24 protein-coding genes and 1 pseudogene are annotated in these 25,100 nt (G+C 66.5%); 4 read left to right on the top strand and 21 right to left on the bottom strand.

The window, feature by feature from the left end; genetic code table 11:
- The first annotated feature begins 20 nt into the window (after nt 1–20).
- Complete coding sequence (locus QTI24_RS13000; protein ID WP_286600925.1) at nt 21–1,316, top strand: acetyl-CoA hydrolase/transferase family protein; 1,296 nt, start codon at nt 21–23, stop codon at nt 1,314–1,316.
- On the opposite strand, the gene QTI24_RS12995 is transcribed toward QTI24_RS13000, so the two are convergent.
- The 12 genes and pseudogenes from QTI24_RS12995 to QTI24_RS12940 all read right to left on the bottom strand — a co-directional run bounded on the left by QTI24_RS12995 (nt 1,303) and on the right by QTI24_RS12940 (nt 11,675).
- The gene (locus tag QTI24_RS12995; RefSeq protein ID WP_286600923.1) at nt 1,303–2,400 is read right to left on the bottom strand and encodes a DnaJ C-terminal domain-containing protein; all 1,098 of its coding nucleotides are present in this window, start codon (nt 2,398–2,400) and stop codon (nt 1,303–1,305) included. The genes QTI24_RS13000 and QTI24_RS12995 overlap by 14 nt on opposite strands.
- Nucleotides 2,401–2,515: 115 nt before the next feature.
- Nucleotides 2,516–2,674, bottom strand: coding sequence for a hypothetical protein (locus tag QTI24_RS12990; protein ID WP_286600922.1), 159 nt, complete (start codon nt 2,672–2,674; stop codon nt 2,516–2,518).
- 117 nt (nt 2,675–2,791) lie between these two features.
- Nucleotides 2,792–4,486, bottom strand: a complete 1,695-nt coding sequence (locus QTI24_RS12985) for an MFS transporter (protein WP_286600920.1) — start codon at nt 4,484–4,486, stop codon at nt 2,792–2,794.
- Nucleotides 4,487–4,629: 143 nt separating this feature from the next.
- A complete protein-coding gene (locus QTI24_RS12980) occupies nt 4,630–5,271 on the bottom strand; it encodes a 2-hydroxychromene-2-carboxylate isomerase (RefSeq protein ID WP_286600918.1) in 642 nt (213 codons plus the stop codon).
- Nucleotides 5,268–5,531, bottom strand: a complete 264-nt coding sequence (locus QTI24_RS12975; protein ID WP_286600917.1) for a DUF1289 domain-containing protein — start codon at nt 5,529–5,531, stop codon at nt 5,268–5,270. Before QTI24_RS12975 ends, QTI24_RS12980 begins: the two co-directional genes overlap by 4 nt.
- A complete protein-coding gene (locus tag QTI24_RS12970; RefSeq protein ID WP_286600916.1) occupies nt 5,528–6,016 on the bottom strand; it encodes a YbaK/EbsC family protein in 489 nt (162 codons plus the stop codon). The genes QTI24_RS12975 and QTI24_RS12970 overlap by 4 nt, the downstream gene beginning before the upstream one ends.
- Before the next feature lie 81 nt (nt 6,017–6,097).
- Nucleotides 6,098–7,018, bottom strand: a complete 921-nt coding sequence (locus QTI24_RS12965) for a hydroxymethylglutaryl-CoA lyase (RefSeq protein ID WP_286600914.1) — start codon at nt 7,016–7,018, stop codon at nt 6,098–6,100.
- Between the two features lie 60 nt (nt 7,019–7,078).
- Nucleotides 7,079–8,249: pseudogene (locus QTI24_RS12960) on the bottom strand (acyl-CoA dehydrogenase family protein).
- The gene (locus QTI24_RS12955) at nt 8,246–9,484 is read right to left on the bottom strand and encodes a CaiB/BaiF CoA transferase family protein (protein WP_286600913.1); all 1,239 of its coding nucleotides are present in this window, start codon (nt 9,482–9,484) and stop codon (nt 8,246–8,248) included. Before QTI24_RS12955 ends, QTI24_RS12960 begins: the two are co-directional and overlap by 4 nt.
- Nucleotides 9,485–9,495: 11 nt before the next feature.
- Nucleotides 9,496–10,482 carry a Bug family tripartite tricarboxylate transporter substrate binding protein gene (locus QTI24_RS12950; RefSeq protein ID WP_286600911.1) on the bottom strand — a complete coding sequence of 329 codons (987 nt, stop codon included), beginning with the start codon at nt 10,480–10,482 and terminating at the stop codon, nt 9,496–9,498.
- Nucleotides 10,483–10,545: 63 nt separating this feature from the next.
- Entirely contained in the window at nt 10,546–10,938 is a 393-nt protein-coding gene (locus QTI24_RS12945; RefSeq protein ID WP_286600910.1) for a cupin domain-containing protein, read from the bottom strand.
- The gene (locus tag QTI24_RS12940) at nt 10,938–11,675 is read right to left on the bottom strand and encodes an IclR family transcriptional regulator (RefSeq protein ID WP_286600908.1); all 738 of its coding nucleotides are present in this window, start codon (nt 11,673–11,675) and stop codon (nt 10,938–10,940) included. The genes QTI24_RS12945 and QTI24_RS12940 overlap by 1 nt, the downstream gene beginning before the upstream one ends.
- Before the next feature lie 129 nt (nt 11,676–11,804).
- Here QTI24_RS12940 and QTI24_RS12935 point away from each other — a divergent pair, with 129 nt between their 5' ends.
- Complete coding sequence (locus tag QTI24_RS12935; protein ID WP_286600907.1) at nt 11,805–12,518, top strand: Crp/Fnr family transcriptional regulator; 714 nt, start codon at nt 11,805–11,807, stop codon at nt 12,516–12,518.
- Between the two features lie 297 nt (nt 12,519–12,815).
- Here the strand turns inward: QTI24_RS12935 and QTI24_RS12930 are convergent, their stop codons facing one another.
- The 8 genes from QTI24_RS12930 to QTI24_RS12895 are packed head-to-tail and all read right to left on the bottom strand — an operon-like array spanning nt 12,816 to nt 22,268.
- Nucleotides 12,816–13,745 carry a 2-hydroxyacid dehydrogenase gene (locus QTI24_RS12930; RefSeq protein ID WP_286601390.1) on the bottom strand — a complete coding sequence of 310 codons (930 nt, stop codon included), beginning with the start codon at nt 13,743–13,745 and terminating at the stop codon, nt 12,816–12,818.
- Nucleotides 13,746–13,786: 41 nt separating this feature from the next.
- A complete protein-coding gene (locus tag QTI24_RS12925) occupies nt 13,787–15,781 on the bottom strand; it encodes an acetyl-CoA carboxylase biotin carboxylase subunit (RefSeq protein WP_286600906.1) in 1,995 nt (664 codons plus the stop codon).
- On the bottom strand, nt 15,774–16,445 hold the full coding sequence (locus QTI24_RS12920) for a DUF4126 domain-containing protein (RefSeq protein ID WP_286600905.1): 672 nt from the start codon (nt 16,443–16,445) through the stop codon (nt 15,774–15,776). Before QTI24_RS12920 ends, QTI24_RS12925 begins: the two co-directional genes overlap by 8 nt.
- Nucleotides 16,446–16,458: 13 nt before the next feature.
- Entirely contained in the window at nt 16,459–17,250 is a 792-nt protein-coding gene (locus QTI24_RS12915; RefSeq protein ID WP_286600904.1) for an enoyl-CoA hydratase/isomerase family protein, read from the bottom strand.
- A 5-nt stretch (nt 17,251–17,255) separates the two neighbouring features.
- On the bottom strand, nt 17,256–17,765 hold the full coding sequence (locus QTI24_RS12910) for a DinB family protein (RefSeq protein ID WP_286600902.1): 510 nt from the start codon (nt 17,763–17,765) through the stop codon (nt 17,256–17,258).
- A gap of 12 nt (nt 17,766–17,777) precedes the next feature.
- Nucleotides 17,778–19,385, bottom strand: a complete 1,608-nt coding sequence (locus QTI24_RS12905) for a carboxyl transferase domain-containing protein (protein WP_286600897.1) — start codon at nt 19,383–19,385, stop codon at nt 17,778–17,780.
- Entirely contained in the window at nt 19,382–21,085 is a 1,704-nt protein-coding gene (locus tag QTI24_RS12900; RefSeq protein ID WP_286600895.1) for an AMP-binding protein, read from the bottom strand. The genes QTI24_RS12905 and QTI24_RS12900 overlap by 4 nt, the downstream gene beginning before the upstream one ends.
- A 10-nt stretch (nt 21,086–21,095) precedes the next feature.
- The gene (locus QTI24_RS12895) at nt 21,096–22,268 is read right to left on the bottom strand and encodes an isovaleryl-CoA dehydrogenase (protein WP_286600894.1); all 1,173 of its coding nucleotides are present in this window, start codon (nt 22,266–22,268) and stop codon (nt 21,096–21,098) included.
- A 127-nt stretch (nt 22,269–22,395) separates the two neighbouring features.
- On the opposite strand from QTI24_RS12895, the gene QTI24_RS12890 reads away from it, so the two are divergent.
- Nucleotides 22,396–23,448, top strand: coding sequence for an AraC family transcriptional regulator (locus QTI24_RS12890; protein ID WP_286600893.1), 1,053 nt, complete (start codon nt 22,396–22,398; stop codon nt 23,446–23,448).
- Between the two features lie 75 nt (nt 23,449–23,523).
- Entirely contained in the window at nt 23,524–23,724 is a 201-nt protein-coding gene (locus QTI24_RS12885) for a hypothetical protein (protein ID WP_286600892.1), read from the top strand.
- A gap of 2 nt (nt 23,725–23,726) precedes the next feature.
- Here the strand turns inward: QTI24_RS12885 and QTI24_RS12880 are convergent, their stop codons facing one another.
- Nucleotides 23,727–25,100: a patatin-like phospholipase family protein gene (locus tag QTI24_RS12880; RefSeq protein ID WP_286600891.1), complete on the bottom strand. Its 1,374-nt coding sequence runs from the start codon at nt 25,098–25,100 to the stop codon at nt 23,727–23,729.

Here is a 25,100-nt window from a genome sequence, read left to right as displayed (position 1 = left end):
ACCCCACAGGAAGTTCAAGAATGTCGCCTCGCGAGATCTACAAGCAGCGCCGGACCTCCGCCGCCGAAGCCGTGCGCCATGTGCGCAACGGCGACTTCATCGTCGTCCCCACGGGCGTGGGTGAACCACCGACGCTGTTGACCGCGCTGTCGGAGCAGCGCCTGGATTTCCGCGACGTCAAGGTCGGGCAGATCCTCGCGCTGCGGAAGTACGGCTACATCGATCCCGCGACCGTGGACCATGTCCGGCACATCGCCTATTTCTTCGGCGGGGCTACGCGCGAGGGCGGACAGGCCGGCTGGATCGACTTCATTCCGAACTACTTCTCGGAGATTCCGATGCAGATCGAACGGGGGCTGATGCCTGCGGACGTCGTATTCAGCATGGCGTCACCGATGGACGACGAAGGATTTTTTGCCCTCAGCCTCGGCGCCGACTACACCATGGCCGCGGTCGCCAAGGCGCGCGCCGTGGTGCTCGAGGTGAATCCCAACGTGCCCTTTGCGTTCGGGAACTGCCGCGTGCATGTCTCGAAGGTCGCCGCTCTGGTCGAGAGCGAAGATCCGGTGCTCGAGGTCGGCCTGCCCAAGATCGGGCCCGTGCAGGAAGCCATCGGCAAGTACGTGGCCGACATGATCGACGACGGCTCCACGTTGCAGATCGGCTATGGCGGCATCCCCGACGCGGTGGTCATGCAACTGGCGCACAAGCGCGATCTCGGAATCCATACCGAAATGATCGGCGACGGCATCCTCTCGCTGGTGGAATGCGGCGCCGTCACCAATCGCCGCAAGAACTACTTGCCGGGAAAGATGATCGCCACTTTCGCGCTGGGCTCCGGAAAGCTCTACCGGTACATGAATCGCAACCCCGCGCTGGAAATTCATCCGGTGAACTACACCAACGATCCGGCGCTGGCCGGCATGAACGACAACCTGGTGGCCATCAACGCCACCTTGCAGATCGACCTGCTGGGACAGTGCGGCTCGGAAAGCCTCGGGTCCGCACCGTTCTCCGGCACCGGAGGCCAATCGGACTTCGTGCGTGCGGCCAATCGTTCGCGCGGCGGCAAGGCCTTCATCGTGCTGCCATCGACGGCGAAGGGCGACACCATTTCGCGCATCGTGCCAGTGCTGTCACCGGGCACTCACGTCACCACCAGCAAGAACGACATCAACTACGTCGTCACCGAATACGGCGTGGCGCAGTTGCGCGGAAAGTCCGCCAGTCAGCGCGCGCGAGAACTCATCGGTATCGCGCATCCCGCCTTCCGCGCGGAACTTGCGGCGCAAGCCGCGCGCATCAAGCTCCTGTAGCGCCGCGGTCCGACAACCCTCGTTCCCAGGCGCGCAGGCCTCGGCTCCATGCGCGAAGACGCGCGTCCGAGCTTTGTCCACCACCCGAGGTCGTGGCCAGAAGCTGGTCGAGGAGGATCTGCTGATCCGTGCTGAGCGAATCCGGGAATATCGGCAAGAGCGTGATCAACTGGTCGCCGCGCGAACCACGGCGCGTCATCGGGAAGCCCTGGCCCTTCAGGCGATAGGACAGTTGCTCGCGGTCCAATTGCAGCGCGTGCAGGCCAGTGACGGTCGGCACCTGGATCGACCGGTTGGCGATCCACGCGAAGCCATCGACCGGGATCTCGCATCGAATCGTGCCGTCCGCGTCGAGTTGGAAGAACGCGTGGTCCGCCACTTCGACGCGGATCTCGAGGTCCGAGGGGGGGCTGTCCGGGCGCGACGGCCGTCCATCGACATGGAGCAGGTCGCCATGGCGCACGCCATGCGGAATGCGGACCTTGATCTTGTAAGCGCGTGCATCCATCTTGCCGGAGCCGTCGCAGGCCGCGCACGGCTGCCTGGCGATGCCGCCTCCCAGGCAGGCATCGCACTCGAAATAGCCACTGGGCCATCCGAAAAAGGAGCGCTTCGGAATCGCGCCCGAGCCCCCGCATTGGGCACAGTTGCCACCGAGCACCTGGTGCCCTGCGCCCGCACAGGTCGAGCACACGTTGGTGACTTTGCCCCGCAGCACCTTGATGCAACCGACGGCAGCTTCTTCCAGCGTCATCTTGACCTTGCGGTAGATGGGCCGACGATGTCGATCCGCGCCGGCGGCATGGCGTGACGCCGTAGCGTCGTCGTCGAATCCGCGGGCGCATTCTTCTGCTGCGCGGGACGATGCGCCGCCGGTCGCCGATTCATCCGTGCGCGCACGGCTTCCGGCACGGCGGATCTCTTCGAACGCCTGATTGATGCGCTGCATCTTGGCTACCGCATCGGAACTGTCGTTGCGGTCCGGATGCCACTGCGAGACGAGACGGCGCCACGCCGCCTTCACCTCGCTGTCGGATGCGTCAGGTGCCAAGCCCAGTTCGGCGAAAGCGTTGTCGGTGCCCAAGTCAATGTCCTCGTCCAGGCAAGGCGTTCGGGACGATGTCCCGATGGAAGCGTTGCGCTGCGAATGTTAATCGAGGGCAGAGACCGCCATCGACGTTTCTCGGCACCCAGAGGCCCTACTTCGACGCTTCCCCCGCAGCCGGCGCAGCCGCGGGCGCGTGCATCGAGTCCCCGCCGTGCTTCTCCCCCGACATATCCACCTTGTCCCCCGCCTTCATCAGCACGAACAACACGACAACCGCAAAGATGGCAAAGCCGATACCGATCTTCCACATGATCAAGTCTCCTTAACTTCCAAGAAAAAGGCCTCGCGCCGCAAGCCGCGAGGCCCATCAAGAATTCCCGCCCCATTCAGAGGGCGTTTACACGAAGTGAAAAAGCCTGGGGGTTAGCTAGTCATTCGCGTAGATGTCCACGTCCTTCGTCTCGCGAATGAAGATCGTGCCCACGACCAGCGTCATCGCGGCGATGACGATCGGATACCAGAGGCCGTTGTACATGTTGCCGGTGCTGGCAACGATCGCGAAGGCGGTGGTTGGCAGCAGGCCGCCGAACCAGCCGTTGCCGATGTGGTACGGCAGGCTCATCGAGGTGTAGCGGATGCGGGTCGGGAAGAGTTCGACCAGCATGGCCGCGATCGGGCCGTAGACCATCGTCACCAGCAGCACCAGCCAGAACAGCAGCACCACGGTCAAGACCTTGTTGATGCTGGCCGGGTCGGCCTTGCTGGGGTAGCCGGCGGTCTTCAACTGCTCGCCGACGGCCTTCTTGAAGGCGGCGATCTCCTTGGCGGAGGCTTCGTCGAACTTGTGATTGACCACATTGCCGCTCGGAGCGGTGATGGTCACGTCGCCGATCTTGACGACAGCCGGGGAGCCGGCCGGGCCGTCGGCGCGCTCGTAGCTCACCGAGTTCTGCACCAGGTAGCGCTTGGCGATGTCACAGGAGCTGCGGAAGTCGATTTCGCGTGCCACCGGGTTACCCTGGAAGGAGCACGAGCGCGGATCGGCCGTCACCGTCACGCCGGCCGTGGCCTGCGCGCGGGCGAGGGCGGGGTTGGCGGCTTCGGTCAGCATCTTGAAGACGGGGAAGTACGTGACCACGGCCAGCAGGCAGCCCGCCATGATGATCGGCTTGCGGCCGATCTTGTCGGAGAGCGTGCCGAACACGACGAAGAAGGGCGTGCCGAGCAGCAGGGCGGCCGCGATCATCAGGTTGGCGGTGGTCGCATCGACCTTGAGCTGCTGCGTCAGGAAGAAGAGCGCATAGAACTGGCCGGAATACCAGACCACGGCCTGGCCGGCGGTCAGGCCGATGAGCGCCAGGATCACAATCTTGAGGTTCTTCCACTGGCCGAAGGATTCGGACAACGGCGCCTTCGAGGTCTTGCCCTCGGCCTTCATCTTCTGGAAGGCGGGCGATTCCGACAGCGACAGGCGGATCCACACCGACACGCCGAGCAGCAGGATCGACACCAGGAACGGAATGCGCCAGCCCCATTCGGCGAATGCGGCCTCGCCCATGCCTTCACGCACGCCAAGGATGACCACCAGGCTCAGGAACAGGCCTAGCGTTGCAGTGGTCTGGATCCACGAGGTGTAGGCGCCACGCTTGCCGTGCGGCGAATGCTCGGCCACGTAGGTGGCTGCGCCGCCGTACTCGCCGCCGAGGGCGAGGCCCTGCAGCATGCGCAATGCGATGAGGATGACAGGGGCCGCGACGCCGATGGTCGCGTAGCTGGGCAGCAGGCCGACGATGAAGGTCGACAGGCCCATGATCAGGATGGTGACCAGGAAGGTGTACTTGCGTCCGATCATGTCGCCGAGCCGGCCGAACACGATGGCGCCGAACGGCCGCACCAGGAAGCCCGCTGCAAAGGCCAGCAGCGCGAAGATGAAGGCCGCGCCCGCATCCAGACCGCTGAAGAACTGCTTGGCGATGATCGCCGCGAGCGAACCGTACAGGTAGAAGTCGTACCACTCGAACACGGTCCCGAGGGACGAGGCGAAGATGACCTTCTTCTCCTCGGCGCTCATGGGTCGGGGGGCGCTGTGCGGCGCTCCCCGTGAATCTAGTGTGGCTGCCATGTCGTCTCCTTAGAAATATGCGCCCACGGCGTGGGACGTGACGCATTCTTGGAGTGCCGACTGACCCGAGCCTGTCGCCAAACTGAACGCTTGCTGACGACTTAAGGTGAAACCCGCAGCCCGCGTTTCAGCCTGTAAGAAAGTCAACGATTGTTGCGGAGCAGCATGGGGCGCTGGTCGGCTTCGGCCCAGTTGGGGCCGCTGAACCATGCATCGCCTTCGAGGCAGGCGCGCAGCATCGCGATGCCGTCGAAGCCCCAGAACAGGCGGCCATCGACGACGAAGGCCGGCACGCCGAAGACGCCTTGCGCGATGGCGTCGTCGGTGTTGGCCTTGAGCTGGGCCTTGGCTTCGTCGCTGCCGCTGTCGCGCACCTGCTTCAGTTGCGCTGCCAGCGCGGCGAGGCGGGTGACGTCACCCGCTTCACCGCCGGTACGCCACACGTCGCGGAAGATGGTCTCTGCCACGTGCCGGCTGATGTCGCCGTCCGCGGTGGTCGCGAGCGCCAGCCGCAGGTGCGGCAGCGGGTTGTAGGGATGCGTGGCGGGCATCTGGATCGGGATGCCATGCTTGTGGCCCAGCCACAGCACGTGACGATAGGTCCAGGTGCGCTTCGCAGGGATCTCGCCCGGCCCGAGCTGTCCATGGTGCTTGAGCAAAGCACCGAGTAGCACCGGGCGGTAGGCCACGCTGTAGCTCAGCCCTTCGAGCGCTTGCGGCAGTTGCTCGAACGCGAGGTATGCATAGGGCGAGATGAAGTCGAGATGGAAGGTGATGTGCTTCACGGCCTGTCTCCGTCAGGTGCCTCGGCAACAAGAGATCCCGCCTGCGCGCGCAATTCGATCGCGCGCCAAACGCTGCGCTTGTCCGCATCGCCCATGCGGCTCCACGCGGCAATCTCCTGGATGGTGCGCAGGCAGCCCAGGCAGAAGCCGCTGTCCGCGTCCATGCGGCAAATGGAGATGCAGGGCGACGGCACATCGCCCGCAACGTCGCGCGCAGCGACGGCGCGTTCGGCCAGCGACGGCACGGTGTCGGCCGTCACACCACGTCCGCGACGGGCGCGCCGGTCAGGGCTTCGAGGTCCCGCGGGCGCAACCGCACCACCGCATGCGGATGGCCGGCGGCCGCCCAGATGTCCTCGAAGCGGAACAGTTCGCGGTCGATCAGCATCACCGGCGGCGTCGCATGCGCAAAAGGCGAAACACCGCCGATCGAGAAACCGGTGCGCGACTTGACGAAGTCCGCGTCGGCTCGGCCGAGCTTGCCGACCAGCTCTGCGACCTTCTTCTCGTCCACGCGCTTGTCGCCCGAGGTCACGACCAGCACCGCGACGTCGTCCGTCTTGCGGCGGAAGACGATGCTCTTGGCGATCTGCCCCACGTCGATGCCCAGCGCATCGGCCGCCTGCTGCGCGGTGCGCGCGGCGTCGTCGAGCATCTGCGGCGCATGCGGATGGCCCTTGTCTTGAAGCATGCGCGCAACGCGCTGCACACCGTCGGGCAATGAAGTCAGTTCAGCGCCGCACATCTTGTGCCCCCACGCTTACCACTTCGTGTGCTGCGCTGCCCCCCAAGGGGGCCCTCGCGTCTTGGGGCGGCCCGGCGACCCTCATGCCGCTCTCTTGTTTCGAATGGCCTTCGAGGCGCGCGAGTTCGGCTCGCGACCCAGCGCCTCGCTGATGTAGACGCCCGCGTCGATCAGCTTGTCGAGATCGATGCCGGTCTCGATGCCCATGCCGTGCAGCATGTAGACCACGTCCTCGGTCGCGACGTTGCCGGTCGCGCCCTTGGCGTAGGGACAGCCGCCGAGCCCGGCGGACGAGGTGTCGTACTGCCACACGCCCATTTCAAGGCTCGCAAGGGTATTGCCCAGCGCCTGGCCATAGGTGTCGTGGTAGTGACCGGAGACATCGTCGATGCCGTAGTGCTTCAGCGTGGCCTCCAGCGCGCGCTGCACCTTGAGCGGGGTACCCACGCCGATGGTGTCGGCAACGCCCACGTGCTGCACACCGATTTCCTTCATGAGGCCGGCGAGCATGTCGACGCGCGACGGCGCGATCTCGCCTTCATAGGGGCAACCGACCGTGCACGACATCGCGCCGCGCACGTAGATGCCTTTGGCGCGCGCAGCCTCGACCACCGGCCGGAAGCGCTCGATGCTCTCGGCGATGGAGCAGTTGATGTTGCGCTGGCTGAAGGCCTCGCTGGCGGCGCCGAACACCACGATCTCGTCCGGCCATTCCTCGCGCGGCGCGGCGATGGCGGCCTCGAAGCCTTTCATGTTGGGCGTCAGCACCGAGTAGCGAACACCGGGCTTGCGCTGGATGCCGTGCATGACCTCGGCGTTGTCCGCCATCTGCGGCACCCACTTGGGCGAGACGAAGCTGGTGACCTCGATCTCCCTGAGCCCCGCATCCTGCAGGCGATGCACCAGCCCGATCTTGATCTCGGCCGACACCGGCTGCTTTTCATTCTGAAGGCCGTCGCGCGGGCCGACGTCGACGATCTTGACTCTGGAGGGAAGTTTCATGGTGGTCTCGTTCGAAGAATGGGAGCGTGCCTCGCGGCGCCTCCTCCATTTTCGCCGCCTTCAATAAGACTTAGGTAGGCCCAGCGCTTTCTCCGCAATGAAGTTGAGGATCATCTGCGGACTCACCGGCGCAATGCGGGGGATGTAGCTCTCGCGCAGCAACCGCTCCACGTGGTATTCCTTGGCGTAGCCCATGCCGCCGAGCGTGAGGATGGCGTTCTGGCAGGCGTCGTGCGCCGCCTCGGCCGCGAGGTATTTGGCGGCATTGGCCTCGGTGCCGCAGGGCTCGCCCGCGTCGTAGAGCGTGGCCGCCTTGAAAACCATCAGGTCGGCAGCTTCGAGGTTCGCCCAGGCGCGCGCCAGCGGATGTGCCACGCCTTGGTTCTGCCCGATCGGTCGGCCGAACACCACGCGCTCCTTCGCGTATTGCGACGCGATGCGGAGGGCCGCGCGACCGATGCCGATGGCCTCGGCCGCGATCAGGATGCGCTCGGGATTGAGGCCATGCAGGATGTACTCGAAGCCCCTGCCCTCTTCGCCGATGCGGTCCTCCTCGGGAACTTCGAGCCCGTCGATGAAGAGCATGTTGGAGTCGACCGCCGCGCGGCCGAGCTTGTGGATCTCGCGCACCTCGACGCGGCTGCGGTCCAGCGCGGTGTAGAACAGCGTGAGGCCCTGCGTCGGCTTCTTCACTTCGTCGAGCGGCGTGGTGCGCGCCAGGATCAGCATGCGGTCGGCCACCTGGGCGGTCGAGATCCAAATCTTGCGGCCGTGCAGCACGTAACCGCCGCCGGGCTGGCGCAACGCCTGTGTCTTGAGCCGCGTGGTGTCGAGGCCCGCGTCGGGCTCGGTCACGGCGAAGCACGCCTTCTCGTCGCCCGCGATCAGCGGCGGCAGGAAGCGCTGGCGCTGTTCCTCGGTGCCGAACACCACCACGGGGGTTGAGTCCGAAGATGTTCATGTGGATGGCCGATGCGCCCGACATGCCGGCACCCGACGCACTGATGGCGCGCATCATCAACGCCGCGTCGGTGATGCCGAGCCCGGCGCCTCCCTGTGCCTCGGGCATCGCGATGCCGAGCCAGCCGCTGGCGGCGACCGCGCGATGGAACTCGTGCGGGAAAGTGGCGCTGTCGTCGTGCTCGCGCCAGTAGTCGGCGGGGAAGTCTTCGCAGAGGCGTTCGATGGCAGCGACCAGCGCGCGCTGGTCTTCGTCAAGGGAGAAGTTCATGGGGAATCCTCGGAGGGGTTGCGTGCCGGCTGCAGCGTGACGCCATCGGCCAGGAGTCGCTCGATCTCTTCGGCGCCATAGCCCGCTTCGCGCAACAGCTCGACGCTGTGCTCGCCGATACGTGGCGTCGGCCGACGGATGGCGGCCGGCGTGGCGCCGTAGCGGCCGACCGGCGCCGGCGTGCGGATGCGGCCTTCGCTCGGATGATCGAACTCGGGAAAGAAACCGACGGCGCGCAGGTGCGGATCGTCGAGCAGGCTCTCGGTGCTGTGCAGGCGCGCGACTGGAATGTCGGCCGCTTCGAGCGCGGCCATCCATTGATCGGACGTGCGCGTGACCATCACCTCGGCCACGAAGGCGTAGACCTCGCCGATGTGCGCTGCGCGCGCGGTGTGGTTGCCGAACATCGGCGAGTCGCGCAGCTCGGGCCGGCCGATGAGGTCGAAGAATGCCTGCCAGTGCTTGTCGTTGTAGATCAGCACGCTCAGATAGCCGTCGGCCGTGGCATAGGGCTTGCGGTGCGGGGCCAGCAGCCGCGCGTAGCCGGTGGGGCCGATCGGTGGCTCGAAACTGTGGCCGCCGAGATGGTCGCCCATCACGAACTGCGCGAGCGCCTCGAACATCGGTACTTCGACGGACTGGCCTCGGCCGGTCCGCTGTGCATGCAGCACTGCAGCCAGCAGCGCGATGGCCGCCTGCAGCCCCACCGCGCGATCGGCCAGCGTGACCGGCGCATAGCGCGGCTCGCCACCGCTCTGCTGCGCGAACAGCGAGGCGACGCCAGCCGCGCCCTGAATCAGGTCGTCGTACGCAGGCTTGCCGGCATACGGCCCTTCCTCGCCGTAGCCGAAGGTGCCGAGGTAGACGATCTTGGGGTTGACGGCAGCGACCGCCGCATAGTCCAGCCCCAGCCGCGCCATGGCCTGCGGCCGCGTGTTGTAGATCAGCGCATCGCAATCCTTCGCCAGCCGCAGGCAGGCCTCGCGGCCTTGGGAGCGCTTGAGGTCGAGCACCACCGAACGCTTGTTGCGGTTGAGGTGCATCGCCATCGCACCCATGCCGGGATGGCGCATCGGTCCAACCGCGCGCAGGTTGTCGCCCGAGGGCGGTTCGACCTTGATGACGTCGGCGCCGAGATCGCCCAAGGTCTGCGTCGCGTAAGGCCCCATCACCACGGCCGTGAGGTCGAGGATGCGGATGCCCTGCAAGGGTCCGCCGGCTTCCGGGGCGGTCATCGTCGGCATGCTCATTCGGGCTGGATGCCGGCGGCGTCGATCAGCTTCTTCCACTTGGCGAGTTCGGCCACGGTGAACGTGCCCAGTTCCTCGGGCGTGCTGCCGAAGGCATCGAAGCCCAGCTTGGCGACGCGCTCGCGGAAGACCGGGCCGTTGGCCATCGCGGCCAGCGACTGGTTGAGGCGCGCGACGATGTCCTTCGGCATGCCGGCCGGTCCGTACACGCCGTTCCACGAGGTGATGTCGAAGCCCTTGAGTTCGGGCGTGTCGGCCAGCGGCGGCAGTTCCGGAAAGAGCCGCGTGCGCTCCTGGGTGGTGACGGCGATCGCGCGCATCTTGCCGGCCTTGACGGTGGCAAGGCCGGCCGCGAGGTCGACCACCATCATCGAGACCTGCCCGCCGATCAGGTCGGCGATGGCCGGCGGCGTGCTCTTGTAAGGCACGTGCAGCATCGGGACGCCGCTCATGCGCGAGAGCGTGGCGCCGCAGACGATGCCGGTGCTGTTGCCGCTCGCGTAGCTCAGCTTGCCGGGATTCGCGCGGCCCCAGGCCAGCAATTCGGCGACGTTCTTTACTGGCAGATCGTTGTTCACCACCAGCATGAAAGGCAGGTTGCCCATGCGGCTGATTGGCGTGTAGTCCTTGACGGGGTCGTAGGGCAGCCGCTTGAACAGGCTCGGGTTGGCCGAATGCGTGGTGTTGGTCGTCATGAAGAGCGTGTAGCCATCGGGCGCGGCCTTGGCCACGGCCTCGGCTGCGATCACGCCGTTGGCGCCGGCCCGGTTGTCGACGATGACAGGGCCCTTCAACGCTTCGCCCAGCATCTGCGCCGTGATGCGCGCGACCGCATCGGTGCCGCTGCCCGCAGCGAAGGGCACGACCAGCTTGATGGGCTGCTTCGGGTAGGCGCCCTCCTGCGCGAAGGCCCGGGGCATCGCAGCGCCGAGGCCGATGCCGGCACCGAGCGCAATGAAGCCGCGGCGGTTTGTCACTGACATGTCTTTCGCGATCTTCTGCATGCTGTCTCCGGTGGTGATGTCAAAAACCGAGTCCACGGCCCGTCAGGGACGGATCACGCGCTCGGGCGATTCCTCGTAGGGCGGGCTGTAGATCACGAGCACGCGCACCGGCTCATCGCTCACGACGGTGAAGGTGTGCATCGCATCGGCCGGGAAGAAGCAGCAGTCGCCCGGACCCAGTTCCTGCCGCTGGCCGCCGACTTCCGCGACGGCGCGGCCCTGCAGTAGGTAGCAGACCTGCTCGATGCCCGGATGCGCATGCGGCAGCGCGCCCTTGCCCTTCTGGATGTGGCCGACCAGCATTTCGATCTGCCTGGCGCCCACGGTCTCGGGGCCGATCAGGCGCTTGTTGAGCGTGCCGGTGTGGTTGGCCGGGTGGTAGCCGGCGATGTCGTCCTCGCGGACGAAATAACGGGGTGCGGCGGATGCGTTCATCAGCCCTTCTGCTCCACGGTCAGGCAGGCGGCGCGCAGCATCGCCGCGATCTCGTCGATCCGCGGCTCCAGCCGGTAGCGCGGGCCGGCCACCGAGATGGCGTAGGCCTGGCCGCCGATGCGCAGCGGCCAGGCCAGGCCAATCAGGTCGGGAATGCTCTCGCCCAGGTTGCCGTACCAGCCGCGCGCCGCCGCGCGTTCAAGCTCCTGCTCGATGGCGGCGGGCGTGGTCAGCGTGGCATCGGTCAGGCGCACGAGCTTCGTGGCCTTGAGCAACTGGCGGCGCGCGTCGGGCGCCAGCGTCGACAGCAGCGCGCGGCCGAGCGAATTGGCATAGGCCGGGCGCGTCTCGCCGGCCTCGGCGGAGTAGCGGATGCTCTGCGGCGCCGGCATCACCTCCAGATAGACCACCCGGCCCTCCTCGCGGAATTTGCCGAAGACGACGGTCTCGCGCGCTGCGTCGCGCAGTTCCTGCAAGGCAGGCTTGACGCGATCGAGCACCGGGTCGTTCGCGGCGATCACCTGCGCCATCGCGAGGAGCCGGCTCGTTGGGTAGAAGCCCTGGCGGCGGCCCGTTTCGTAGACGTAGCCGCGCTCCTCGAGCGTACGGATCAGGCCGAGGCAGCTCGACACCGGCATGTCGAGCAGACGCGCCATCTCCGTGAGCGCGAGTGGCTGCTTCTCCTGCGCGAAGGCTTCGATGATGTCGATCACGCGCAATGCTGTTTTCACACTCATGAATTTATTTTCATCTATGTGAATAACAACGGCATCAGGGTTTGTCCCCGCATGGGCGCAGGACTTGCAATACGCACGGCTGTGGCACATTGCATGAGGCCCTCACGCCGGCCACTACCAGGAGCAGAAATGCTGTCAACGCAAGCATTGATCGACGCCGCCAACGCGGGCCTTGCGCAGGCGCTCGCCACACCCTCGGGGATCATCGCGCTGTGCTCGGCAGCCATCGCGGGCGCTCTGGTGGTCGTCAGCTCCCTGGTCAAGACAATGATCCCGCTGCGCTGCCTGGCCGTGGGCAGCAATCTCGGCTTCCTGCTCTATGGAGCCCTGCACCCGTCGCTGCTGATGGTGCTGCTGCACGGGGCGCTCCTGCCGATCAACATGGTCCGCACAGCGCAGATGGTGCGACTGACTCGCCGCGTGAGCGCGGCGGCACAGGCGAGCGATCTATCGGGCGTCTGGCTTCGGCCCTACATGCGCAGCAGGCGCCTGAAGGCCGGGCACGTGCTGTTCCACAAGGGCGACGCCGCGACGCACTTGTATTTCCTCGCCGCGGGCCGCATCGAGTTCGTGGAGATCGGCGAGGTGATGGAGGAAGGCCGCCTGTTCGGCGAGATCGCTTTCTTCGCGCCCGACAAGCGCCGCTCGCTCACTGCCCGCTGCGTGACGGACTGCAACGTGCTGCGCATCGACGAGATGACCTTCAAGCAGCTCTATTACCAGAACCCGGCCTTCGGCTTCGAGGTCGTCACGCTGGTGACCGGCCGCCTGCTGGCCGACCGAAAGCGGCTGGAGCACCAGATCGCTGCGAACCGCCAGCAGGCAATGTCCGGCGTCGCCTGAACGGGCCAGGAATACCGCGGAACCGGCTCTGCCGGGCCGCTGGTATTGTCCCCGGAAGGGGGTAGGCGAAGCGACACGAAGTGCGCGAAGCCTGGGGGCGAGTCTCAATACTGCGGAACCGGCTCTGCCGGGCCGCTGGTATTGCCCCCGGAAGGGGGTAGGCAAAGCGACACGAAGTGCGCGAAGCCTGGGGGCGAGTCTCAATACCGCGGAACCGGCTCTGCCGGGCCGCTGGTATTGCCCCCGGAAGGGGGTAGGCGAAGCGACACGAAGTGCGCGAAGCCTGGGGGCGAGCTACTAGTACCCGCGGGTGACGTCGACAACACCGGCGATCGGCTCGCCCTGCTCCATCGCGCGGATCTTGCTGGCGATCTGGGCGATCGACGCCTCGCGCTCGGTGCGCGCCGAGCCGTGCGGCGTGACGGTGATCTTCGGATGGCGCCAGAACGGATGGTCGGCCGCGAGTGGCTCAACCTCGAACACGTCCAGCGTCGCACCGGCCAGCTGGCCGCTGTCGAGCAAGGGGATCAGGTCCGCATCCACGAGATGCGCGCCTCGCGCCACGTTGATCAGGTAGCCGCCGGGCTGGCCGCCGTTGAGCTTGGAGAGCGTTTCGCGGTTGAGGATGCCGCGCGTGGCCGGCGTCAGCGGCAGCAGATTGACGAGCACGCGGCTCGCACCCAGGAAAGCGTCGAACTCCGATTCGCCCGAGAAGCAGCGCAGGCCGTCGATGGACTTGGCCGAACGGCTCCAGCCGTTGACCGGAAACTCGAACTGGCCGATGGCCTTCGCCACGCGCTCGCCCAGCACGCCGAGCCCCATCACGCCGACCGTGAAGTCCTTGCGCTCGCGCGGCTTGCGATAGCTCCAGCGACCCGCACGTCCCTCGGCCTCGTAGGCATCGAATTCTCGGAAATGCCGGATCAGGAAATGGCAGACGTATTCGGCCATCTGCACCGACATGCCTGCATCGTCGAGCCGCACGACGCGGGTCTGTGGCGGCACCTTGAGCTTGAGCAGCGCGTCGACGCCGGCGCCGATGTTGAACATGCCGCGCAGGCCGGGCTGGTCGTCGAGCAGCGCCTGTGGCGGCGACCAGACCACGGCGTGGTCGGCCGGCGCGGCGCCAGGAGCCCAGTTCTCGACCTCGGCTTCAGGCAGGGCGGCGCGAAGGCCCTCGATCCACGGGTCGGGGCGGTTGTCGGTGAGACAGACGGTGATTCGGATTCGGGAGGTCATCCCTCAAGCTTAATGGCCTCCACGTCGGCCTAAGCCGCGATGCGCAGAAGCTCCGCCCCCTCGGTGACCTGATCCCCCGGCGCGTAGAGCAGCTCTTCCACCGTGCCATCCGCCGGCGCTGCAATGGTGTGCTCCATCTTCATCGCCTCCATCACCGCCAGCGGCTGTCCGCGGCTGACCTTGTCGCCCGCCTTGACCGCGAAGGACACGACCTTTCCCGGCATCGGCGCAGTAAGTCGGCCGCCCTCGGCATGCGTGTCGCCCGCATGGGCCAGACGGTCGATGGCCGTGATCCTCGTGGCGCCGTGCGCCGCGAAGACATGGGCCGTCGACTGGTCTTCGTAGACATTGAGCGTGTGGCGCTGGCCGTCGAACTGCACTTCAAGCTCGCCCGACGGGAAGCTGCCGATCTCCAGCGGGCCCGAGACATCACCGACTTGCAGCGACAGGGCGCCATCGTGCAAGTAGCGCAGCAACGCACTCCTCGACTCGCCGCGGAACTCGAACTCGAAGGGCCGCGACGCGACGCCGTGCGACTGCCAGCCATCGCGCCGGCTGAACGGATTGCCACTGGACGTCGCCGCTTCCTCGAGCACCGTGCAGGCAATCGATGCCGCCGCTGCGAGCGGCAGGCCCAGCGGCTCCTGGTCGAACAGCACCGCGCGTTCGCGTTCGATGAGCGCGGTGTCGAGCTTCGCATTCGCGAACGAATCGGTGCGCAGGATGCCGCGCAGGAACTGCACGTTGGTCGCGACACCGACGATGTGCGTCTGTGCCAGCGCCAGGTCGAGCCGGGCCAGCGCTTCCTCGCGCGTGGCGCCGTGGACGATGAGCTTGGCGATCATCGAGTCGTAGAAGGGCGAGATCACGCCGCCCTCGCGCACCCCGTCGTCGATGCGCACGCGGCTGCGCTGGAAGGCGGTCGCCTGCGGCTTGCGATAGACGTGCAAGGTGCCGGTGGCGGGCAGGAAGTTGTTGTCCGGGTTCTCGGCGCAGATGCGTGCCTCGATCGCGTGGCCGTGGATCTGCAACTGCTCCTGCTTCAACGGCAGCGGTTCGCCGGAAGCAACGCGCAGCTGCCATTCGACGAGATCGAGTCCGGTGATGGCCTCGGTCACCGGATGCTCGACTTGCAGCCGCGTGTTCATCTCCATGAAGAAGAAGTTCATGCTGCCGTCTGCGCGCTGCTCGACGATGAACTCCACCGTGCCAGCGCCGACGTACTTCACGGCACGCGCGGCCGCCACGGCTGCCTCACCCATCTCCTTGCGCATCGCCTCGGTCATGCCCGGCGCCGGCGCCTCCTCCAGCACCTTCTGGTGGCGCCGTTGCACCGAGCAATCGCGCTCGAACAGGTAGACGTAGTTGCCCTTCGTATCGCCGAACACCTGGATCTCGATGTGGCGCGGGCGCTGCACGTACTTCTCGATCAGCACCGCGTCGTCGCCGAAGCTGTTGATAGCCTCGCGTTGGCAGGAAGCCAGCGCGGCGGGGAAATCACCAGCCTTCTCGACCACGCGCATGCCCTTGCCGCCGCCGCCGGCGCTGGCCTTGATGAGCACGGGGTAGCCGATGCGGTCGGCTTCGCGCTGCAACAGCGCGGGGTCCTGGTCGCTGCCGTGGTAGCCGGGCACCAGCGGCACACCGGCTTTCTCCATGAGTTGCTTCGACTCGGCTTTCAGGCCCATTGCCTTGATGGCCGAAGGCGGCGGGCCGATGAAGACCAGGCCGGCATCGGCGCAGGCTTGCGCGAACTCCTCGTTCTCGCTGAGGAAGCCGTAGCCGGGATGGACGGCCTCGGCGCCCTTGGCCTTGGCGGCCTCGAGGATCTTCTCCCAGCGCAGGTAGCTGTCCTTGGGCGCGCTGCCGCCAAGATAGACCGATTCGTCGCAGGCACGCACATGGTTGGCATGCGCGTCGGCGTCGGAATACACGGCCACGGTGCGGATCGCCATGCGGCGGGCGGTTGCCGCAACGCGGCAGGCAATCTCGCCACGGTTCGCGATCAGGATCTTCTTAAACATTCGATGAGTCTCCGGGGGAGTTCTTCTTGAGCTGGAACGCGGGGGACACGCCAGGATCGGGCCGGCCGCTGAAGATGCGCGCCACACGGCCAAAGAGGGATTTGAGGAAGCGCCAGCTCTTGCGGATCAGCCACACGCTGAGCACCAGCACGGCGATGAAGAGCACACCGAACAGCAGCGGGTGCGCGACCGCGAGCCAGAGCCCCGCAGGCACCATGCCATCCTCGACCAGCGAAGCGCCGACGTTGCTGAATGGCTCGGGCGAGGTGTTGATGGCCGCACGCGTCGTGGCCTTGGCCGCATGCGCGGTCGCTGCGAAGCCGCCGCCGAGCAAGGCCGCGACCAGCGCCATCGCCGCATGGTCGGCGCCGAACACGCCCGCCGCCAGCGCGGCACCCGCCGGAATGCGGATCGCCGTGTGGACCATGTCCCAGATCGAATCGAGCCCTGGGATCTTGTCGGCGAAGAACTCGACGAAGACCATGAAGCCGCTCGCCGCGATGACGACCGGATGCGCCAGCAAGTGCAGTCCACTCGGCAGCGGCACCCATTCGAAGTAGCCGGCAAGGCCAGTCAACAGCACGACGAGGTACAACCGAACGCCGCTCGCCCACCCCAGCGCAGCGGCGAGCGCCAGCAGTTGGGGCATGTCGAGTGAGTTCATGGGGTGGCTCGCTTCAGCCGTTCAGCCAGGATGGCTTGCGCTTTTGCAGGAAGGACTGCACGCCTTCGCGACCTTCTTCGCTGGCGCGGATGTCGGCAATGCCCTGCACCGTCTTCGTGACCAGCGCATCGTCGATCTCGCGTCCGGCCACGTCCGCGATCAGCGTCTTGCAGGCGCGCACCGCTGCCGGGCTCGCGCTGGTGAGCGCCTTCACGATCTCCGCCACCTTGGCATCGAGCGCATCCGCGGCGACCACTTCGTGCACGAAGCCGATGCGATGCGCCTCGTTCGCGGTGAACCGCTCGGCCGTGAGGAACCAGCGCTGCGCGGCGCGCGTGCCCATCGCGCGCAGCACGTAGGGGCTGATGGTGGCGGGGATCAGGCCGATCTTGACCTCGCTCAAGCAGTACCAGGCGGTGTCGACGCTCACCGCGATATCGCACGCGGCGACCAGGCCCATGCCGCCCGCGTAGACGTCGCCCTGCACGCGCGCGATCACCGGCTTGGGGCTTTCATGAATGGTGCGCAGCATCGCGGCAAGGCCGCCCGCGTCGGCGAGGTTCTGCTCGTGCGTGAAGTCGGCGGCACGTCGCATCCAGTTGAGATTGGCCCCGGCGCAGAACGCCGGACCGTTCGCGCCGAGCACGATCACCCGCACATCCGTCGCAGCGCTCGCCCGCGCAAAGGCCTCGCCGAGTTCGCGGATGACGACGTCGTCGAAGGCATTGCGCAGCTCGGGCCGGTTGAGCCAGATGCGCGCAACGGCGCCTTCGATGGCCAGTTCGAGGGTAGTGAAGTCACTCATATGTTTTATTCCCGGGCTTCTTGTTGCAGCAGGTAGACCCAATCCAGCTCCGGCCCAGGTTGAGCCATCGCAGTCAGCGCCGCAGCCACCTGCCCGCGATGATGGGTCGCATGGTTGAAGACGTGGCCCAGCGCCGGCGCGAAGGGAATCAGCACCTTTTCGCCGTTGTTGCGGGTGTAGGCCAGATCTCCGTCGTAGCGTTCCGGCGGCAAGGTCGCGAGCCACGGGCTCCAGCGCGTGACGGCCGCGGCGAGCGCACTGCACACCTCGGCGCGATCCGTGTGAAGCTCCGTGTCGAGCGACATGCGCACCGACTTGCCTTCGGCGAAGCGCGCGAACCAGATGTTGTCGGTCACCAGCAGATGGTTCACCGTCAGGTGCACGGAGCGGAAGTACAGACCGCAGTCCTTGTGCCAGTCCTCATCGGACAAGCCTGCGAGGTTGGACGTGATCAGCCTGTTGGTGGCCCACACGTGGTACCGCCCGAGGCTGGCGAAGTAGTTGGCGAGCGACATGGTGCTGCCCCCTCACATGCGGAAGATGCCGAACTTCGGCTCGGGAATCGGCGCATTGCGTGCCGCAGCCAGACCCAGCGCCAGCACGCGGCGTGTGTCGGCGGGGTCGATGATGCCGTCGTCCCACAGCCGCGCCGTCGCGTAGTAGGGATGGCCCTGTGCCTCGTATTGGTGACGGATCGGCGACTTGAAGGCTTCTTCCTCCTCCGCGCTCCACTGTCCGCCCTTGGCCTCGATGCCATCGCGCTTGACGGTAGCGAGCACGCTCGCGGCCTGCTCGCCGCCCATCACGCTGATGCGCGCGTTGGGCCACATCCAGAGGAAGCGCGGCGAATAGGCGCGTCCGCACATGCCGTAGTTTCCTGCCCCGAAGCTGCCGCCGATGATGATGGTGAACTTCGGCACATTGGCGGTGGCCACGGCCGTCACCATCTTCGCGCCGTGGCGCGCGATGCCTTCGTTCTCGTACTTGCGCCCGACCATGAAGCCGGTGATGTTCTGCAGGAACACCAGCGGGATCTTGCGCTGGCAGCACAGCTCGATGAAGTGCGCGCCCTTCTGCGCCGATTCGGAAAACAGGATGCCGTTGTTCGCGACGATGCCCACCGGCATGCCCTCGATCTCGGCGAAGCCGCAGACCAGCGTGCTGCCGAAGCGCGACTTGAATTCGTGGAACTCGCTGCCGTCGACGATGCGGGCAATGATCTCGCGCACGTCGAAGGGCTTGCGCGTGTCGACCGGGATCACGCCGTAGAGTTCGTCTGCGGCGAACTCGGGTGTGCGCGAGGTCGTCGCCGGTTTCTCGCCGGTGCCGTTTGGCGCGTTGAGGTTGGCGACCGCCGATCGCGCCAGTGCCAGCGCATGCAGGTCGTTCTGCGCCAGATGGTCGGCCACGCCCGACAGCCGCGTGTGCACGTCGCCACCGCCCAGGTCTTCGGCCGTGACGACTTCGCCGGTGGCCGCCTTCACGAGCGGCGGGCCGCCCAGGAAGATGGTTCCCTGGTTCTTGACGATGATGCTTTCGTCGCTCATCGCGGGCACGTACGCGCCGCCTGCCGTGCAGGAGCCCATCACCACGGCAATCTGCGCGATGCCTTGCGCGCTCATGTTCGCCTGGTTGTAGAAGATGCGGCCGAAGTGATCGCGGTCGGGAAACACCTCGTCCTGGTTCGGCAGATTGGCCCCGCCCGAGTCCACGAGGTAGATGCAGGGCAGGCGGTTCTGCTCGGCGATCTCCTGTGCGCGCAGGTGCTTCTTGACGGTCATCGGATAGTAGGTGCCGCCCTTCACCGTCGCATCGTTGCAGACGATCATGCAGTCCACGCCGCTGACGCGTCCGATGCCGGCAATGAGGCCCGCGCCGGGCGCTGCGCCGTGGTACATCGCATGGGCTGCGAGCGGCGCCACTTCGAGGAAGGGCGTGCCCGGGTCCAGCAGCTGCGCGACGCGATCACGCGGCAGGAGCTTGCCGCGCGCCGTGTGCTTGTTGCGCGCGGCCTCGCCGCCGCCGGCCTCGACTTTGGTGAACTGCGCGTGCAGGTCTTCGACCAGTGCACGCATGGCGGTCGCATTGGCCTGGAATTCGGCCGAGCGGGCGTTGAGTTTCGTCTCCAGCTTCATGCAGTGTGGTCCTCGTCGAGCCCGAGCTGGCTCTTCATCGCTTCGCGAATCTTGAATTTCTGAATCTTGCCGGTCACCGTCATCGGGAATGCAGTGACGAACTCGATGTACCTCGGCACCTTGTAGTGTGCGATCTGGCCCTTGCAGAAGTCGCGGATCTCGTCGGCGGTCGCGGTCTGCCCCGGTTTGGGGATGATCCACGCGCACAGCTCTTCGCCGTACTTCTTGTCGGGGAGGCCGACGACCTGCACGTCCTGGACCTTGGGATGGCGGTAGAGGAATTCCTCGATCTCGCGCGGATAGATGTTCTCGCCGCCGCGAATGACCAGGTCCTTGATGCGGCCGACGATGTTGACGTAGCCCTCGGCGTCCATCGTGGCGAGGTCGCCGGTGTGCATCCAGCCTTCTGCGTCGATCGCTTCGCGGGTCTTTTCCTCGTCTTCCCAGTAGCCGTGCATCACCGAATAGCCGCGCGTGCAGAACTCGCCGGAGACACCCGTCGGGACGATGTCGCCAGTGACCGGATCGATGATCTTGATCTCGAGATGCGGCTGCACCGTTCCCACGGTCGACACGCGCTTTTCGAGCGGTGTGTCGGTCGAGCTCTGGCAGCTCACGGGGCTGGTCTCGGTCATGCCGTAGGCGATGGTGATTTCGCGCAGATGCATCTGGTCGACCACGCGCTTCATGACCTCGGTGGGACACGGCGAGCCGGCCATGATGCCAGTGCGCAGCGTGGAGAGATCGAACTCCTTGAAGCGCGGATGGTCCAGCTCGGCGATGAACATGGTCGGCACGCCGTGCAGGCCGGTGCATTTCTCGTCCTGCACCGTCTGCAGCACCGTGATCGGGTCGAAGCCGTCGTTCGGGTAGACGATGGTGCTGCCGTGCGTGATGCACGCGAGGTTGCCCAGCACCATCCCGAAGCAGTGATAGAGCGGAACCGGGATGCACAGGCGATCCACCGGCGAGAGCTTCATGCACTCGCCGATGAAGAAGCCGTTGTTGAGGATGTTGCGATGCGTGAGCGTCGCGCCCTTCGGGAAGCCGGTGGTGCCACTGGTGAACTGGATGTTGATGGGGTCCGTCGCCTGCAGCGTCTTCGCGATGGCGGCGACCTGCGGGTCGTCTGGCGTGCCGCTGTCGAGCAGGCTCGAGAAGCGCAGCAGCCCCGGCAGCTCGCCGCTGTCGGCCGGCGTGTCGATCCATGCCGCGGTGCGCAGGTGCGGCAGGCGGGCTGCGTTCAGTGCGCCGGGTTTGGCATCCGCCAGCTCGGGCGCGAGTTCGCGCAGCATGCCGACGTAGTCGCTGGTCTTGAAGCTCTTCATCGTGACCAGCGCCTTGCACGCCACCTTGTTGAGCGCGTATTCGAGCTCCGAGGTGCGGTAGGCCGGATTGATGTTGACCAGGATGACGCCGACCTTCGCCGTGGCGAGCTGCATCAGCACCCAGGGCGCGTTGTTGTGCGACCAGATGCCGACGCGGTCGCCCGGCACGAGTCCCAGACCCAGCAGGGCGCTGGCGAGCCTGTTGGCTTCGCGCTGGAGTTCGCTGTAGCTGTAGCGCTTCTTTTCGTGGGCGCTGACCAGGGCTTCGTGGTCGCCCTGCCGCGCCACCATATCGTCGAAGAAGTCGCCAATGGTCTGCTCGATCAGCGGGACGTCTGTGGCGCCTTGCGCCATGCTGCGCGTCAAGGTCATGGCGACTCCTTCAGGCTGTCTCGGCGAACAATTCGCGTCCGATGAGCATGCGGCGGATCTCGCTCGTGCCGGCGCCGATTTCATACAGCTTGGCATCGCGCCAGAGCCGTTCGACCGGGAAGTCCCTGGTGTACCCCACGCCGCCCAGCGCCTGGATCGCCTCGCCGGCCATCCACGTGGCCTTCTCGGCCGAATAGAGGATCGCGCCCGCCGCGTCCTTGCGGAAGGTGCGCGCATGGTCGCTGCGGTCGCAGGCCTTGCCGACCGCATAGACGTAGGCGCGTGTCGCCTGCCAGGTCGAATACATGTCGGCCAGCTTGCCCTGCATCAGCTGGAACTCGCCGATGCTCTGGCCGAACTGCTGGCGCTCGTGGACGAAGGGCAGCACCGCATCCATGCACGCGGCCATGATGCCCAGCGGGCCGCCGGAGAGCACGGCGCGCTCGAAGTCGAGGCCACTCATGAGCACCTTGGCACCCATGCCTTCGCCGCCCAGCACGTTCTCTTCGGGCACTTCGCAGTTGTCGAAGTAGAGCGGAAAGGTGTTGGAGCCGCGCATGCCCAGCTTGTCGAGCTTGGTGCCGGCCGAGAAGCCCTTGAAGCCTTTCTCGACGATGAAGGCCGTCATGCCGCGCGCGCCCATCTCGGGCTCGGTCTTGGCGTAGATCACCAGCGTGTCGGCGTCTCCGCCGTTGGTGATCCACATCTTGCCGCCGTTGAGCACATAACGGTCGCCCTTCTTCTCGGCGCGCAGCTTCATGCTGACGACGTCGGAGCCGGCATTGGGCTCGCTCATGGCCAGCGCGCCCACGTGTTCGCCACTGACCAGCTTGGGCAGGTATTTTTTCTTCTGCGACTCGCTGCCGTTGCGGTGGATCTGGTTGACACAGAGGTTGGAATGCGCGCCGTACGACAGGCCGACCGAGGCCGACGCGCGCGAGACTTCCTCCATCGCCACGATGTGCGCGAGGTAGCCGAGTTCGGTGCCGCCGTATTCCTCTTTCACCGTCATGCCGTGGAGGCCGAGTTCGCCGAGCTTCTTCCAGAGGTCGGCCGGGAACAGGTTGTCGCGGTCGATGTCCGCTGCGCGCGGTGCAATCTCGTCGGCGGCGAAAGTCTGGATCGCGTCGCGCAGCGAGTCGATGGTGTCGCCCAGGTCGAAGTTCAGGCCGGGATCGTGCATTGGGTTGTCTCCTCTGTCGGGTCGGCCGCGCGCCGGAATTCGCGCACGGAAAGGCGCAGCTTACGCCCAGTGCCGTTGCAATTGGCGCCACAATGGTTGCAGATCGCGCCACACTCTTGCACCCGCCATGTCTTCGTCTCCGCTACGGAACAGCAGCCGCGCCGCGACGCCAATCGCCTTTGTGCGCGCCATCGTCCAGGGCTACGAGCGCTACGGCGTCGACCCCGTGCAGGCGCTGGCGGAGGCACAGATCGCGCCGCATGATCTCGAAAATCCGCAGGCCCGCGTCACCGCTGCGCAGTTCGAGGCGCTGTCGGGCTTTGCGATGCAGCAACTCGACGACGAGGCGCTCGGCTGGTTCGCGCGCCGACTCCCCTGGGGCACCTACGGCATGCTGTGCCGCGCCTCACTGGGTTCCCCGAACCTGGGCGTGGCGATCAAGCGCTGGTGCAGGCATCACCGGCTGTTGACGGAAGACATCACGCTCGATCTGGCGGTAGCTGGCGGCGTCGCCACCGTGTCCGTCACCGAGCATCGCGCGCTCGGCGACTTCAGGGAGTTCTGCCTGGTCTCGAGCCTGCGCTTTCTTCACGGCTACGCGTGCTGGGCGATCGATTCGCGGGTTTCATTGAGCGCGGCCTCGTTTCCCTTCGAGGCGCCGGCGCACCGCGACGCCTATCCGTTGATGTTCGGCGGCGAACTGCATTTCGGCGCGGCCCAGGCCGGCTACAGCTTCGACGAACGCTACCTGGCCCTGCCGCTCCAGCGCGACGAGCGCGCGCTGCGGACGATGCTGCGACGCGCCCTGCCGCTCACGGTGCTCCAGTACCGCCGCGATCGGCTGCTGGGGCAGCGCGTGCGGGAGCTGCTGCGGACGCGCGGGGGCGAAGTCGCCACGGCGGACGCGCTCGCCACGCTGCTGAATCTCTCCACCCGCACGCTGCACCGCCAGTTGCTGGAGGAAGGCATCTCGCTGCAGTCGCTGAAGGATGAAGTGCGGCACGAACTGGCCACGGACCAACTGCGCCGCACCGATCGGCCGATCAAGCAGGTCGCGCTCGCCGTGGGGTTCCGCAACGAGAAGAGCTTTTCCCGCGCCTTCCGCAATTGGGCCGGCGTGACGCCGGGCGCCTTCCGACGCGGTGCGCAGCCAGTTACAGTCTCGGCCGCCGATCCGTGAAATAAGCACGCCCACGGTGCGGACGGCGCGCTGCGGCCCCCCGGAACGGTGCATCCGGCGATCTAGCATCGACGGATGCAGCAAGTTCCCGACACCGACAGCTCCGAATTCGCAGCCCTGATGGACTTCATCGCCACCTCGGGACGCGTCCGCAGCCATCCGTCCGTGAGCGAGAACGCCGACGAGCTCGTTTCCCGGATGTGGTCGGGCCGCGCCAAGGCAATGACCCAATCGATCACCGCCATGGCCAAGGCGGCCGTTCGCGCCAGCAACTGAGCTCAGTCCCCCTGGACGTTCAATGAATTGCGCAGCGCCTGGAACTCGGGCGAGCGCTGCAGCGCGCTGCGCCCCGCGTCGATCAGTCGGGTGACTTCCTCGTCGGTGATCGAGAACGCCGTCGGCACCTGAAGCAGTCGGTGCCGCAGTTCACCGTCGGCGGCGTCGCGCAGGTTGACCTGCACCACGTGAATCTCCGCGTCGGGCGCAAACGCATCGGAACCATCCCTGCTGCGTGACTTCAAGTCCTCCCGCCACTGGCGCGCGGTGTCGAGCAGGAACTCCTGTGTTTCCAGGACCGCACGCGCACCGGCGCCGAACAGCAGGGTGTCAGCCACGGCCCTGGCGCGCGGCAACCTGTCGCTGGTATCGACGTTGTTCGACGGGTCGCGCGCCGAGTTGACGCTGATCAGGACCAGCTTGCGGACGCTACCGCGCGGAATGCCGACCTCATCGAAGCTCTCGCGCAGTCCCCCACCGAGCAATGCGCGATCGAGCAGCCTGCGCACGGCGAGGTTGTCCGCGACGCCGCCGTCCACGAGATGGATGAAGGGGCGAGCCTGTGCATCGAGGTAGCTGTTCGCCTGCATGCGGAACATGCGTGCGCGGTAGTTGCCCTGGCCGCGCACGGCCAGCCGCGGCACGATGCCGCGGTCGCGGCACTCCTGGGCGTAGTTCTTCAGCGTCATCGGGCTCAGCAGAATGGGCACCGCCGACGATGCCGCGACTGCGAAGGAGAGTGGCACGGTCTGCAAGTCCGAGCAGATCAGCTCGAACTGGTCCTGTGTGAACTCGAAGGGCGTGCCCAGCGACATGTCGGTCGCGGCGATCACGAGTTGGGGATGCCTTGGGTGGCTCTCGATGTCGGCGTAGGTCTTGCCCTCGTAGATCTCGTCGAGCCGGCGCGCGAGCAGGTGGGAGCGGCCGTACCAGGGCGAGCTGAGGTCCCACAGGCTGGTGGGCCGCAACGCCTGCAGGATGAGGCTGTTCTGGAAGTTCTGGCGAAGGAAGTCGCGTTCAAAGTCGGGCAGCTTCTCGGCGCCGAATGACGCGTAGTAAGCCGCGAGGATGCTGCCGCCCGAGACGCCGCTGATGACGTCCGTGGCATCGAGGAGGTCGGTGGTGCGGCCATTCCATTGGAATTGGGTGCGGTGGAGTTCAGTCAGCACGCCATAGCCGAATGCGGCGGCACGCGCGCCGCCGCCGGACAGGGTGACGGCCACCAGGATGGTCGGGTCGCGGCCCGAGCTGGCAGCCACTACCAGACGCGGCGGCGGGTTCTCGGGCAGCGGTTCGTTGAGCCAGGGCCGCAGCGACGAGCAGCCCCCGAAGCAACCCGCGATAAGGAGGCCACAGATAAAGCGCAGGCCTCCCAT

This window comes from Variovorax sp. J22P240 (genome assembly GCF_030316855.1).
Lineage (GTDB): Bacteria > Pseudomonadota > Gammaproteobacteria > Burkholderiales > Burkholderiaceae_C > Variovorax.
This window is presented reverse-complemented; position numbering and strand designations above follow the sequence as displayed.